Source organism: Mesorhizobium qingshengii (genome assembly GCF_027563465.1).
Lineage (GTDB): Bacteria > Pseudomonadota > Alphaproteobacteria > Rhizobiales > Rhizobiaceae > Mesorhizobium > Mesorhizobium qingshengii_A.
The window spans coordinates 451,938-465,365 of the sequence record NZ_JAPFQA010000002.1 but is presented as its reverse complement, the minus strand read 5'-3'; the positions used below and the strand labels follow the sequence as shown (position 1 = coordinate 465,365).

General features: G+C 62.9%; 15 protein-coding genes and 1 tRNA gene. 14 read left to right on the top strand and 2 right to left on the bottom strand.

The window, feature by feature from the left end:
* The 13 genes from OOJ09_RS06810 to OOJ09_RS06750 all read left to right on the top strand — a co-directional run bounded on the left by OOJ09_RS06810 (nucleotide 1) and on the right by OOJ09_RS06750 (nucleotide 11,999).
* Nucleotides 1–693 carry a glutathione S-transferase family protein gene (locus OOJ09_RS06810; RefSeq protein WP_269904451.1) on the top strand — a complete coding sequence of 231 codons (693 nt, stop codon included), beginning with the start codon at nucleotides 1–3 and terminating at the stop codon, nucleotides 691–693.
* Entirely contained in the window at nucleotides 674–1,834 is a 1,161-nt protein-coding gene (gene queG, locus OOJ09_RS06805; RefSeq protein WP_269904450.1) for a tRNA epoxyqueuosine(34) reductase QueG, read from the top strand. The genes OOJ09_RS06810 and queG overlap by 20 nt, the downstream gene beginning before the upstream one ends.
* A complete protein-coding gene (locus OOJ09_RS06800) occupies nucleotides 1,831–2,730 on the top strand; it encodes an SDR family NAD(P)-dependent oxidoreductase (protein WP_269904449.1) in 900 nt (299 codons plus the stop codon). Before queG ends, OOJ09_RS06800 begins: the two co-directional genes overlap by 4 nt.
* A gap of 87 nt (nucleotides 2,731–2,817) precedes the next feature.
* On the top strand, nucleotides 2,818–3,894 hold the full coding sequence (gene mepA / locus OOJ09_RS06795; RefSeq protein ID WP_269904448.1) for a penicillin-insensitive murein endopeptidase: 1,077 nt from the start codon (nucleotides 2,818–2,820) through the stop codon (nucleotides 3,892–3,894).
* Nucleotides 3,895–4,081: 187 nt separating this feature from the next.
* Nucleotides 4,082–5,128: a glucokinase gene (locus tag OOJ09_RS06790; RefSeq protein WP_269904447.1), complete on the top strand. Its 1,047-nt coding sequence runs from the start codon at nucleotides 4,082–4,084 to the stop codon at nucleotides 5,126–5,128.
* A 78-nt stretch (nucleotides 5,129–5,206) separates the two neighbouring features.
* On the top strand, nucleotides 5,207–7,078 hold the full coding sequence (locus OOJ09_RS06785; RefSeq protein ID WP_269904446.1) for an ABC transporter ATP-binding protein: 1,872 nt from the start codon (nucleotides 5,207–5,209) through the stop codon (nucleotides 7,076–7,078).
* Nucleotides 7,075–7,917 (top strand): 4-hydroxy-tetrahydrodipicolinate reductase, encoded by an 843-nt coding sequence (gene dapB, locus OOJ09_RS06780; RefSeq protein ID WP_269904445.1) that lies wholly within the window; start codon nucleotides 7,075–7,077, stop codon nucleotides 7,915–7,917. Before OOJ09_RS06785 ends, dapB begins: the two co-directional genes overlap by 4 nt.
* A 90-nt stretch (nucleotides 7,918–8,007) precedes the next feature.
* Nucleotides 8,008–8,628, top strand: coding sequence for a 2,3-bisphosphoglycerate-dependent phosphoglycerate mutase (locus OOJ09_RS06775; RefSeq protein WP_269904444.1), 621 nt, complete (start codon nucleotides 8,008–8,010; stop codon nucleotides 8,626–8,628).
* Between the two features lie 75 nt (nucleotides 8,629–8,703).
* Nucleotides 8,704–8,788, top strand: a tRNA-Leu gene (locus OOJ09_RS06770).
* Between the two features lie 252 nt (nucleotides 8,789–9,040).
* Nucleotides 9,041–10,327 carry a PD-(D/E)XK nuclease family protein gene (locus OOJ09_RS06765; RefSeq protein WP_269904443.1) on the top strand — a complete coding sequence of 429 codons (1,287 nt, stop codon included), beginning with the start codon at nucleotides 9,041–9,043 and terminating at the stop codon, nucleotides 10,325–10,327.
* A gap of 99 nt (nucleotides 10,328–10,426) precedes the next feature.
* Nucleotides 10,427–10,858, top strand: coding sequence for a hypothetical protein (locus OOJ09_RS06760; RefSeq protein WP_269904880.1), 432 nt, complete (start codon nucleotides 10,427–10,429; stop codon nucleotides 10,856–10,858).
* Nucleotides 10,858–11,166 (top strand): UBP-type zinc finger domain-containing protein, encoded by a 309-nt coding sequence (locus OOJ09_RS06755; RefSeq protein ID WP_269904442.1) that lies wholly within the window; start codon nucleotides 10,858–10,860, stop codon nucleotides 11,164–11,166. The genes OOJ09_RS06760 and OOJ09_RS06755 overlap by 1 nt, the downstream gene beginning before the upstream one ends.
* Before the next feature lie 290 nt (nucleotides 11,167–11,456).
* Nucleotides 11,457–11,999 (top strand): cytochrome b, encoded by a 543-nt coding sequence (locus OOJ09_RS06750; RefSeq protein ID WP_269904441.1) that lies wholly within the window; start codon nucleotides 11,457–11,459, stop codon nucleotides 11,997–11,999.
* Nucleotides 12,000–12,098: 99 nt separating this feature from the next.
* Here OOJ09_RS06750 and OOJ09_RS06745 read toward each other — a convergent pair whose 3' ends face one another.
* On the bottom strand, nucleotides 12,099–12,581 hold the full coding sequence (locus OOJ09_RS06745; protein ID WP_269904440.1) for a DUF2127 domain-containing protein: 483 nt from the start codon (nucleotides 12,579–12,581) through the stop codon (nucleotides 12,099–12,101).
* A 38-nt stretch (nucleotides 12,582–12,619) separates the two neighbouring features.
* On the opposite strand from OOJ09_RS06745, the gene OOJ09_RS06740 reads away from it, so the two are divergent.
* The gene (locus OOJ09_RS06740) at nucleotides 12,620–13,162 is read left to right on the top strand and encodes a phosphatase PAP2 family protein (protein WP_269904439.1); all 543 of its coding nucleotides are present in this window, start codon (nucleotides 12,620–12,622) and stop codon (nucleotides 13,160–13,162) included.
* A gap of 47 nt (nucleotides 13,163–13,209) precedes the next feature.
* Here OOJ09_RS06740 and OOJ09_RS06735 read toward each other — a convergent pair whose 3' ends face one another.
* Nucleotides 13,210–13,389 carry a hypothetical protein gene (locus tag OOJ09_RS06735; RefSeq protein WP_269904438.1) on the bottom strand — a complete coding sequence of 60 codons (180 nt, stop codon included), beginning with the start codon at nucleotides 13,387–13,389 and terminating at the stop codon, nucleotides 13,210–13,212.
* Nucleotides 13,390–13,428: the final 39 nt, after the last annotated feature.

The following is a 13,428-nucleotide window of genomic DNA, read 5'->3' as shown; positions in this document are numbered from 1 at the left end:
ATGCTGACGCTTTTCCACCATCCCATGTTCGCCACCTGCCGCTTCGTCCGCCTCGCTTTCGGCGAGTATGGCGAGGAGCTGGCCCTGATCGAGGAAAAGCCGTGGACCCGGCGCAAGGAATTCCTGGCGCTGAACCCGGCCGGCACGCTGCCGATCCTGCTGGCAGAAGGCGACGTGCCGATCGTCGGCGCAACGGTGATCGCCGAATATCTCGACGAAACGCGCGGTGTGCTCAAGCGCGACAAGCGGCTGTTCGCCGAGGACCCGATGCAGCGCGCCGAAATCCGCCGGCTCATCGACTGGTATCTCAACAAGGCCGAAAGCGAAGTCACCCGGCATCTGGTGCGCGAACGCGTGCTGAAGCCGATCATGCCGGAAACCGCCGGCGGTGGCTCTCCCGATTCGGGAGCGATCCGCGCGGCGCGCGCCAACATCCGCCAGCATATGAAATACACCAACTGGCTGGCCGGCACCCGCCATTGGCTGGCCGGCAGCAGGGTCACCTACGCCGACCTCGCGGCCGCGGCGACGCTGTCGGTGCTCGACTATCTCGGCGAGATCGACTGGCGCGAGCACGCCGCGGCGCGCGAATGGTACACGCGGGTGAAGTCGCGGCCGTCCTTCCGGCCGCTCTTGACCGACCGGGTGCGCGGCCTGTCACCGGTGTCGCATTATGCGGACCTCGACTTCTGACGCCGCAAAACTGCGCGCGCTGATCGACGCGGAGGCGCATCGCGCCGGCTTCGATGCCGTCGCCGTCACCACTCCCGATGCGATCCCGCTGGCACCGGCCCGCCTTGCCGAATTCGTTGCCGACGGCTTCCACGGCTCGATGGACTGGATCGCCGAGACGCTTCAACGCCGCGGCGAACCGACCGCACTCTGGCCGCAGGTACGCTCGATCATCGTGCTGGCGATGAACTACGGCCCCGACCACGATCCGCGCGGGGTGCTGGTCAAGCGCGACCGTGGCGCGATCTCCGTCTATGCGCAGAACCGCGACTACCACGATGTGATGAAGGGCCGGTTGAAGGAAATCGCCGGCAAGATCGTCGCGCGCGCCGGCGGCGACGTGAAGGTGTTCGTCGACACCGCGCCTGTCATGGAAAAACCGCTGGCCGAGGCCGCCGGGCTTGGCTGGCAAGGCAAGCACACCAACCTGGTCAGCCGCGAGCATGGCTCCTGGCTGTTCCTCGGCACCATCTTCACCACCGCCGAACTCGTGCCCGACCGGGCGGAGATCGACCATTGCGGCTCTTGCCGCGCTTGCCTCGACGCGTGCCCGACCGATGCTTTCCCGGCGCCCTACCGGCTCGATGCGCGGCGCTGCATCTCCTATCTCACCATCGAGAACAAGGGGCCGATCCCGTATGAGTTCCGCGAAAAGATCGGCAACCGCATCTATGGCTGCGACGACTGCCTCGCCGCCTGCCCCTGGAACAAGTTCGCCCGGGTCGCTTCCGAGGCCAAGCTCGCCGCGCGCGACGATTTGCGCGAGCCGCGGCTCGCCGACCTGTTGCAGCTGGACGATACGGCCTTCCGCGCTTTCTTCTCGGGTTCACCGATAAAACGCATCGGCCGCGATCGTTTTGTCCGCAACGTGCTGATCGCCGCCGGCAATTCCGGCGATGCCTCGCTTGCCGGCGCCGTGCGCGTCTTGCTGGACGACGCCTCGCCGCTGGTGCGGGGCGCGGCAATTTGGGCGCTGGCGCGGCTGGTGCCCAAGGCCGAATATTCGCAACGGGCCGCGACCGGCCTGAAAACCGAGGGCGACGGGGCCGTGCGCGATGAATGGCGCCTGGCGCGGCCAGATCCAACCGGGGCACATGCATGAGCGAACGCCAGATCTTCATCTTTGGCGCCGGCTATTCCGGCAAGGCCTTTGCCCGCGCCAACACGGACGCCGCCACGATCCTTGGCACGACGCGCTCCGCGGAAAAATTCGAGGCGCTGCGCCGGGCCGGCATCGCGCCGCTGCTGTTCGACGGCGCGCTGACGGGCGAAATCGGCGAGGCGCTGAGGAAAACGACGCATCTGGTGATTTCGGTCGCTCCGGAAGAGGCCGGCGATCCGGTGCTGAATGCCGCCCGCGCCGCAATCAGCCAGATGCCGGCGCTGGAATGGATCGGCTATCTCTCGACCGTCGGCGTCTATGGCAATTATGACGGCGCATGGGTCGATGAAACGGCGCTATGCCGGCCAGTATCGAAGCGCTCGGTGATGCGGGTCGCCGCCGAGCAGGACTGGCTGAAACTCGGCCGCGACATCGGGAGGCCGGTGGCGATCCTGCGCCTGTCCGGCATTTACGGGCCGGGCCGCAACGCCTTGGTCAATCTGGAGAACGGCACCGCGAGACGGCTGGTCAAGCCCGACCAGGTTTTCAACCGCATCCATTGCGACGACATTGCCGGCGCCCTCTGGCAACTCATGGACGGCAATGCCGGCGGCATCTTCAACGTCACCGATGACCTGCCGGCACCGCCGCAGGATGTCGTCGCCTATGCCGCCGCCTTGATGGGAATCAAGCCACCGCCCGAAATTCCCTTCGACGCCGCCCAACTTTCGCCCATGGCGCGGTCCTTCTATGGCGAGAACAAGCGGGTCGCCAACGCGGCGATCAAGGCGGCGGGCTATCGCTTTCGCTTTCCGGACTACCGCTCGGCTCTGGACCATATGTGGGCAAGCGGCGACTGGCGCGACGGCGAGCCGCGCAGCCCGATGAAGCGTTGATGGTCGAAGCATCGCGCGTTGCGTGATATGATACGGCCATGGTCGCGTCTCGACCATGGCTTCGGGATTTCGGAGGGGTCCGGCTTCATGAACTTGCTATCCGCCTTCAGGACACCGCTCTTGGTGGCCGTGCTTGCGGCCCTGGCCGGGTTCACCGCGAGGCCGGCAGCGGCCGAGGAGCGGGCGAAGGACCTGTTCGGCTCCAAGAAACTGCCGGCGGCGACATCGGCGCAGTCGATCGGCTTCTATTCCAAGGGCTGTTTTGCCGGCGGCGTCGCCATTCCCATGGACGGCCCGACCTGGGAGGTGATGCGGCCGTCGCGCAACCGCCGCTGGGGCCATCCGGCGATGATCGCGCTGATCGAGAAGCTGTCGCGCGACGCCGCCGCCGACGGTTGGCCGGGCCTGCTGATCGGCGACATTTCGCAGCCGCGCGGCGGTCCGATGATGACCGGTCATGCGTCGCACCAGATCGGGCTCGACGCCGACATCTGGCTGACGCCAATGCCCAGTCGCCCGCTGTCGATGGCGCAACGCGAAAGCATGAGCGCCACCTTGATGGTCGACGAGAAGACGCATCTGGTGAAGGACGCGCTGTGGACGCCGCAGCATACAAACCTTCTGAAGCGGGCGGCGAGCTACGCGGAAGTCGAGCGCATCCTGGTCAATCCCGGCATCAAGAAAAAGCTCTGCGACACCGTCAAGGGGGACCGCTCCTGGCTGCGCAAGGTCCGGCCGTTCTGGGGCCACGACTATCATTTCCACATGCGCATCGGCTGCCAGCCGGGCTCGCCCGACTGCAAGGCGCAGGAGGCTACACCGGACGATGACGGCTGCGGCAAGTCGTTGGCCTGGTGGTTCACCGAACAGCCCTGGCGCCCCAACAAGAACCCCGATGCGCCGAAAGCCCGCGACCTCATGACGATGGCGAACCTGCCCAGGGAATGCCGCGCCGTGCTCGACGCGCCGGGGCCAGCCTCGGTCGAGGCCGCGACCTATCATGGCGGCGCCGTCCCGGTCGCGGTCGCCGCGCCCGAGCCTGAAGCGCCGTCCGTGCCGGCGACCGCGGCCAGCGGCACGACCGGCTTGCCGGCCTCGGTGAACGCTTTCACCGCGACCCCGGAGATCGGCGTGCCGATACCACGGCCCCGGCCGGGAAACTGATCGCCGCGGCTTTGTCGGACACTGAACCGGTTCAGCCGCCCTTTTTTGCGAAACAGTGGCCGTTTGGCCGCAGAACGGGCCTGTGCGCAGCATCGGTTTCGAAAACCGTTTCCCTTTTCAAACTCATGCGCTAGTCAACGGGAGAACGGCGACAGGCCGTTCGGGGGCGCCGGGGACGGAAGAGAGCATGCCAGGCACAGGCGATGACGATACTTTGCTGCGGTTTCCGATCCTGATCGGCGACATTGGCGGCACCAATGCGCGCTTCTCGATCGTGCTCGACGCCAATTCCGAGGCCGGTGAGCCGACCATCGTCCAGACCGCCAACTACAACACCATAGACGACGCGATCCAGGCGGCGGTGCTCGACCGCTCGTCGGTTCGCCCCAATTCAGCGGTGCTGGCGGTGGCCGGCCCGGTCGATGGCGACGAGATCGAGCTCACCAACTGCCCCTGGATCGTCAAGCCCAGGCAGATGTTCGCCAGCCTGGGCTTGAGCGACATCGTCGTGCTCAACGATTTCGAGGCACAGGCGCTGGCCGTCGTCGCGCTCGGCGAGGAGCACATGGAAAAGATCGGCGGCGGAGCGCCGGAACCCAATGCCGGGCGCGTGGTGCTCGGTCCCGGTACGGGGCTCGGCGTCGCCGGGCTGGTCCATGCGCTGCGCCACTGGATACCGGTGCCCGGCGAGGGCGGCCATATGGACATCGGCCCGCGCACACCACGCGATTTCGAGGTGTTCCCGCATATCGAGAAGCTCGAGGGCCGCATTTCGGGCGAGCAGATCCTGTGCGGACGCGGCCTCGTCAACGTCTACCGGGCGGTGGCCAGGGCCGACGGCAAGCCGTCGCCCTTCACCACGCCGGCCGAGATCACCGCCGCGGCGCTGGCCAAGAGCGATCCCGTCGCGCAAGAAGCGCTCGAGATCTTCGTCACCTGCCTCGGGCGCACCGCCGGCGACCTCGCCTTGGTGTTCATGAGCCGTGGCGGCGTCTTCCTCACCGGCGGCATCGCGCAGAAGATCGTGCCGGCGTTGAAAGCCGGCAATTTCCGCGCCGCCTTCGAGGACAAGGCGCCGCACAGCGCGCTGATGCGCACCATGCCCGTCTACGTGATAACCCATCCGCTGGCGGCGCTCCTGGGCCTTGCCGCCTATGCCCGCAACCCCTCGCTGTTCGGCGTCCAGACGGCGGGCCGGCGCTGGCGCGACGAAGTTAGTCAACCCAAGGCATAGGCAAGCCGGCTCCTTGGCGTTAAGAGGGGTGCCGAATTGCCCGGCCGCGGGAAGCGGAAACCTACGAAGCGCTCCGATTTGACACTTCCACCCCCCAACCTGTCGAAACCCCGTGCGGGCGAGATCGTGGCGGTCATCCGCCGCATCCTCGAGGAGAACGGCCGCGACTATCGAGGGGCGTATATTTTCACGATCCTCTGCCTGCTGACCGTGTCCGCGACGACGGCGCTCTCCGCCTGGATCATGAGTCCGGTCGTCAATCAGATCTTCTATGAACGGCGCGGCGATCTGATCCCATGGATCTGCGCCGCACTCCTGGGCGCTTTCATCTTGCGCGGGCTTGCCGGCTACGGCCAGGCGGTGACGATGGCCAGGATCGGCAACAATCTGGTGGCGCGCTACCAGCAGCGCATCTTCAACCATCTGATGAAGCTCGGCGTCAGCTTCTTCAACGACACCCGTTCCGGGCGGCTGGCGGCGCAGATCAACGAGAACGTCAACGGCATTCGCGACCTTTTGTCGATGACGGTGACGTCGACCGCGCGCGACGCCGTCTCGCTGGTCGGTCTGGTCGGCGTCATGATCTATCAGGACCCGATACTCTCGCTCAGTTCGCTGCTGATCGGGCCGCCGCTGATCTACACCGTCACCTACCTGATGCGCCGGGTGCGGCGCATCACCCGCGAATCGGTGCAGATCAACTCGCGGCTGATCGGCGCCATGCAGGAGGCCACGCAAGGCATCGCCATCGTCAAGGCCTTCACCATGGAGGACGAACTGGCGCGCCGCATCGGCAAGCTTGCCAACGATGCCGAACAGCGGTCGAACAAGATCGCCCGCGTCTCGGAGCGGCTGACGCCGATTTCCGAGATGCTGGCCGGTGTCGCCTTCGCCAGTGTCATCGCCTATTCAGGCTACCGGGCCACCGTTCTTGGCCAGCCGCCGGGCGCGGTCTTTTCCTTCATCACGGCGCTGACGCTCGCCTATGATCCGGCCCGCCGGCTGGCGCGCATGCAGGTCGGCATGGAGCGCGCGCTGGTCAATGCGCGCATGATCTACGAGCTTCTCGACCTGGAGCCGCAGCAAGGTGACGTGGCGGGAGCCGCCGAGGCGAAATTCACCTCAGGTGAAGTGCGTTTCAACAACGTGTCCTTCCGCTATGTCGAGGAGGCGCCGGTACTGCAGGATCTGACTTTTGTCGCCGCCGCTGGCAAGGTGACCGCCATCGTCGGCGCCTCGGGCGCCGGCAAGACGACGCTGGTGGCGCTGCTGCAGCGCTTCCACGACGTCGAGGCGGGTACGATCGAGATCGACGGCCAGGACATTTCAAAGGTCACCAAGCAGTCGTTGCGCAACTCGATCGCCTATGTCTCGCAGCAACCCTATCTGTTCGAAGGCAGCATCCGCGACAACATCCGCTATGGCCGGCTGAGCGCCACCGACGCCGAAATCGAACAGGCCGCGCGCCAGGCCGCGGCCGACGATTTCATCCGCCAGCAGCCGCAGGGCTACGACACGCCGGTCGGCGAGAACGGCGTGACGCTGTCGGGCGGCCAGCGCCAGCGCGTGTCGATCGCCCGCGCCATCGTGCGCCAGGCGCCGATCCTGCTGCTCGACGAGGCGACATCGGCGCTCGACAACGAGGCCGAGGCGCGCGTCCAGCAGGCGCTCACAACGGTCATGGAAGGGCGCACCACCATCGTCATCGCGCACCGCTTGTCGACGGTGGTCAATGCCGACCACATCGTCGTCATGGAACAGGGCCGGCTGGTCGAGGAAGGCACCCATGCCTCGCTGATGGCCGATCCGCACAGCGTCTATGCGCGCTTCCACAGGGTGCAGGGCATCAAGGGCCTGGGGCTTGTCGACGACGCCGCGCCGATCCAGACTTCGGCGCCAATCCCATCGCAAGACATCGAGACGCAGAGCATCGCCGGGAGCACGACATGAGCGACACGCCCGCAACCGACATACCAGCAACCGACATGGGCCTCGTGGTAGTCGGCGCCGCCGGCCGCATGGGCCAGACGCTGATCCGCGCCATCCACACCATTCCCGGCGCGCGGGTCATCGGCGCGGTCGAGCGTGCGGATTCGCCCCATCTGGGCAAGGATGCCGGCGAACTGGCCGGCACCGGCCGCATCGGCGTGCCGATCAGCGCCGATCCGCTGCCGGTCTTCGCCAGGGCCGACGGCGTGCTCGATTTCACCACGCCGGCCTCGACCGTCGAGTTCGCCGGCTACGCGGCGCAGGCGCGCATCGTCCATGTCATCGGCACGACCGGGTGCTCGGCCGAGGACAATGCGAGGATCGAGGCGGCGGCGCGCCACGCGACGATCGTCAAGTCGGGCAATATGAGCCTCGGCGTCAATCTGTTGGCGGTGCTGGTCGAACAGGCGGCGCGCGCCCTCGACGCCGACGATTTCGACATCGAGATCCTCGAGATGCACCACAAGCACAAGGTCGACGCGCCGTCGGGCACGGCGCTGCTTTTGGGCGAAGCCGCCGCCGCCGGACGCGGCATCGCGCTTGCCGGCAATGACGTGCGTGTCCGTGACGGCCATACCGGCGTGCGGAAAGTGGGCTCGATCGGCTTCGCCAGCTTGCGCGGCGGCTCGGTGGTCGGCGATCACAGCGTGATTGTGGCCGGCACCGGCGAGCGCATCACGCTGTCCCACCACGCCGAGGACCGCGCCATCTTCGCTCGCGGCGCCGTCAAGGCGGCGCTGTGGGCGCGGGGCCGCAAGCCAGGACTGTATTCGATGCGGGACGTGCTCGGCCTGAGCTGACGCGGACCATCCACACCTCTTTGTTTAACGCAATTCCGGACGGAAAACCGCTTCACACTTTTCCTGGAATTGCTCTTCTAGGGAGCAAACATGTCGAGAACCCTCGTGCTCGTGCGCCACGGCCAGAGCGAATGGAACCTGAAGAACCTGTTCACCGGCTGGCGCGACGTCGGCCTGACCGAGCAGGGCCACGCCGAGGCCAAGGCCGCCGGGCAGAAGCTCAAGGCGCGCGGCCTGAAATTCGACATCGCCTTCACCTCGGCGCTCACCCGGGCGCAAAAGACCTGCCAGCACATTCTCGACGCGGTCGGCCAGAGTGATCTGAAGACCATCCGCGACCAGGCGCTCAACGAGCGCGACTATGGCGACCTTTCCGGCCTCAACAAGGACGATGCCCGCAAGAAGTGGGGCGAGGAGCAGGTGCATGTCTGGCGCCGCTCCTATGATGTGTCGCCGCCCGGCGGCGAAAGCCTGAAGGACACCGGCGCGCGCGTCTGGCCCTACTATCTGCACGACCTGCAGCCGCACGTGCTGCGCGGCGGCACGGTCCTGGTCGCCGCGCACGGCAACTCGCTGCGCGCGCTGATCATGGCGCTCGACGGCAAGTCGGGCGAGGAGATCGTCAAGCTGGAACTCGGCACCGGCGTGCCGATCATCTACCAGCTCAACGCCGATTCGACCGTGGCTTCCAAGGAAGTGCTGGAGGGCTGAGCCGGCGAACCGCAAACGGCTTTGAAAAAAGCGCGTTGACACACATCGCTTGCCCGCTTACATGAGCCCGCACCAGCCCAGATGGCGGAATTGGTAGACGCGCACGGTTCAGGTCCGTGTTCCGCAAGGAGTGGAGGTTCGAGTCCTCTTCTGGGCACCATTTTTTCCCGACTACCAACGGGATCAAGCCACCTGGAAGTCAACGATCTGCTTCGCCGGTCTCTTGGCGAGGCAGCTTGTATTGTACCTTGCCAAAGGTATTGGTAGACGGCACCACCCGCCGCGCTCGGTCATAGAGTGCCAGTCGTCACCCAGGCATGAACTCTGTTGAAACAGAACAAGCTGTCAATGATATCGCCGCGAGAAATTTGATGCCGTTGACTTTCCGCTGATCATGTCGCGAGACGCGCTAATGCAGGACGAACTAGAAGGCCTCTTCGTTAACAACGAACGGCTGCAGCAGATCCAAGCCTATATCAACCGCTTCAATCCGATCAGGGTCATGCGGATGGAAGGGATGGAAATCCGCCATTCGGCCGTTCTCGCCTGGCTGATGGATCCCCAAGAAACACATGGGTTCGGGGACCATTTCCTGAAGTCGTTTCTTGCTGAGGCGTTGCGCGGGAATAGTGGTCGCCATCCCTCAGCATTGGAAGTCGCACAAGCCGATTTGCGCGATGCCGATATTCGCCGAGAGTGGAATAACATCGATATCCTTGTTGTATCACCTCACAACTGCTGGGCGTTCGTTGTGGAGAACAAGTTTCACAGCGTCCAACATGGCGGGCAGCTAAAGAAGTATCGTGATCGAATAGATGAATTGATTGGTGTCTCTCACAATAATTCGCAAGCGAAACTGCAGATACGAGGCGTCTTCCTGACTTTGTCGGATGAGATACCGGAAGACAGTTCCTATGTAACGATTCGCTACACAACGGTATGCACATTCCTGCAGCGTTTCCTAAAACAAGAAGCCTATCAGATTTCTACGGAAGTACGAACTTTTCTGAATCACTATATAGAAATCCTAGAGGTCGCGACTGGCATGAGCAAAGAGCTATTGGAAATGCAAAAACTGGCTCGGCAACTTTACCGTGAGCATAGGAAAGTTCTTGAATTTGTCCAAACACACGGCGCGGGTTCAGATTTTGCTTTGGCGGCTCGAAATCTCTTTGGCGAGAATACCGACTACCTGGATCAGATTTCCATTGACGGAAGAGACTACATCTTCAACGCCCTGTCGAACTCAAATGTGAGCTTTCTGCCGCTAAATTGGTACAAGGCATTGGGTGAAGACGCGATGGAATGGCCTGGTTGCGAAGACTGGTGGGCCGGCTATCCACTTATTGTTTGGCTCGATATGTGGAACAACCCTCAAAGAAATGGGGGCGGGCTAAAATTGCACGTTGAAGTGGGGCCTCTTACGGATCACGAATTTCGCAAGGCACTCATCGAAAGTATCCAATCCATTGCTCAAGAAAAGAAATTATCCAACATTCGCTTTCAAAACGGTGCCGCTGACAAAGCAAAAAAATACTCTAAGTTTTTTAGGAATAATTCAGCGAATGTCGAAGACGTTCAGAATGTTGAAAAAATTGAAGATCAAATGAAAAGTCTTTTGAATAAATTCCAGCCAGAATTTGACGCTGTGGGTTCTATATTGGCGCAATTCAAGAAATATGGCAAAGTTGACGCATAGATTGTATAGAAAATGCCTCGGCGTCAGATAGATTCATAGCCTGCGGCAAGAAGCGCCCAATAGGCACAGCCATGTTCCACCGCGCGTGAATATTTTCTGATGCCGCTATCTGTCTGCGATGAGGCAGCCGAGAAGATCTCTCCGATATTGCGGCTCGACGCTTTGATCGTCTACGCCGAGCGAGAGTGCGCAGCGTTCTGCGCTGGATTTGCGGCAGAGGGAGGAAGGAGGGAACGGCCGCTGGCAAACCTCCCCTACCGACCAGGGCACCCAACAAACCACTTCAAACCGCGTGACGGCTTCGCTACGCTCGCAGCCATGTCTCAATCCGCCACCGCCATCTTCGGCGCCCGCCGCGATCAGGCCTTCCCCACGCTGGCTGAGGCCGACATCGATCGCATGCGCCGGTTCGGCGAGGCCGGTGCCCATGCCGCCGGTGAGCACATCGTCACCGCCGGCGATGTGGCGCCCGCTTTCCCAGGGAATTGCGCAAAGGGAATAGTTGAGCCTGAACGGGTCGGGAGAGTGTGATGGCGGATGAATGCAGACATGCAGCCGGGATCAAGGATGTGACGCCGAGCGCACTCGGCTGCGAGGAATGCCTGCAGAGCGGTTCGGAATGGGTGCATCTGCGACTCTGCCGCACCTGCGGCCATGTCGGCTGCTGCGACGACTCGCCCAACCGTCACGCCACCAGGCATTTTCATGCCACCCGCCACCCGATCATCGAGGGCTATGATCCGCCGGAAGGCTGGGGATGGTGTTATGTCGACGAGGTCTTTCTCGACCTCGGTGACCGCACCACGCCACAGAACGGCCCGATCCCGCGCTTCTATTGAGCAGCTGAGCAGCGCCAGTCAGATGGCGCACGGCGCCCTAGCGAAAAGCCCGGTTCGTCCGGGCTTTTCCCTGTCTGACGCATCGTTGTCGTCTGCCCGACTGTCAGCGAACTGACAGGTTTCCTGTTCCAGTGTCCGGCAAATCACGATCACCAGAGCCCGATCCTGGGACGCTTTTTTCAGCGGAATCGTACCTGTGTCATCGAGTGCGACCAAAAAGAGATCGCCGCCCGACAAGGCTTTGACATGATCGCGGCTAGTTTGGAAACATTCAGAACTGGAAGGCTCGCATGAACCCCACCTATACAAGCGCGCAGAAGGCCATTCACTGGGCGGTGTTTGCGCTGGTTATCGGCCTTTATGGCCTAACCTACATGGAGGAGCTTTTTCCGCGCGGCGATCCCGGGCGCGCGCTCGTCTGGTGGCTTCATATTTCGTTTGGGTTGCTGCTGTTCGCGCTGGTCGTCATCCGCGTCGGCCTGCGGCTGGTGCTGGGAACGCCAGGGCTGCCGACGGAAATGTCAGGGCTTGAACGATGGGCGGCAAGGATCGCGCATCTGCTGCTTTATGGGCTGCTCGTGGCCATTCCGGTTCTTGGCATCCTGCTGACGTGGTACAGGGGCGACGCCTTGAGCTTCTTTGGCCTTTTCACCGTCCCGGCTCCGGTTTCTGCCGACCGCGACACGGCCCGATTCATCAAGGAGCTGCACAGCCTCTGCGCCAATCTGATCCTCATCCTTGCCGGAGTGCACGCGGCGGCGGCCCTCTGGCATCATTTCATCCGCAGGGACGACGTGCTTAAGCGAATGCTGCCGGAAGCCACGGGCTCCTGACGCAATGCCAGGAAAAGCGTGAAACGGTTTTCCGCCCGGAATTGCGTGAAGACAGAGCTCCAGACCAGTGAAAAGGGACAAGGCCGGCGGGTTCACCCTTCATGCCGGCTTGTGCCGTCGCACGATCTTCCACTCGTGCCAGATCAGCACCATGACGACCGCATCGAACACGGTCAGGACGAGCAGGCCGAACGAATGGGTGTAGGAGTAGCGGTAGACTTGATAGACCATGAACAAGCTCAATGCCGCGAGCGATGCCGGATACGACCAGAGCTTGCCTCTCAGGAGGCCGACAACAAGGGCCAGCTTTATCAGGCCATGGCTGAGCAGGTAAAAGGCGTAGAACTCCTTGCTGGCGATCGAAAAATGGCTTGCCATCTGCAGCAGATGGCCCGCTATGAAATCGTTCGGATCTTCGATCAATTCCTCCTGGGTGAGAGCCTTGACCCAGGAGGCGATGGTGTCGGTGGAGATGACAAAGAGCAGTATCCCACCGATGCATTCGATCAGGGCATGCGCGCCCTTGAGCCAGACGCTGACTTCAAAGATCTGATGGATGCGGTGTTCATCGACGGGCTTCAAAGATTCACCTCACGACCAATCGCGGAAACCGACACCAAATGGATGCAGCTTTAACGCACTGGATAAACGCCGCGGCCGGTATCAGCCCTTTTCTTGATAAGGCAATGGTCGGCGTCTCACAAATCGGCGTTCCCCTCATGGTGCTGGCCGTGGTCCTGCAATGGTGGGCGAAGGCCGACCGTCACCATGTTCGTCACGCGGCGGTTTCGGCCGGCCTGGCGTTTCTGCTGGCTCTTGCGGTCAACCAGTTCATTCTCCTCTTCGTGCATCGGATACGACCCTACGATGCCGGTGTGACGCATCTGTTGATTGCGCCCAGCGCCGACTGGTCATTCCCGTCCGATCACGCGACAGCCAGCATTGCGATTGTCGCGGCCTTTGCGATGCAAGGCCTCCCGCGCCGGACGACTGCGCTTCTCGTCATGGCATTGCTGATCTGCTGGTCGAGAATCTACATCGGGACGCACTACCTGACCGATATTGTCGGCGGGGCCATCACTGGCGTCCTGGGCGCCATCATGGTGCGGCTGGCTTACCGGGAGAACTCCCGGCTGGACAAGCTGGTGACCAGGATTCTTTAAGCAGGCGCGGTTCGAAGCTCCCTGACAGGGGTTCGCTGCCGCGCCGTTTATCGCACCGATCCCGTGACAGTCGGGTCGAGCGTGTTGGGAACGGATTTGCGTTCGTTGCCGGCAAGTGCCGCTATGATCAGCAGGCTGGCAACGACCGGCACGAACAGGAGGGCAACGCGGGCTTGTATATAGAAAATGGCGCGCCATTCGCTGCGCTTCTCGGGGCTGTTGCTCATCATACTCACTTTGTCATGCCCCCCAGCGGGTGACATAGC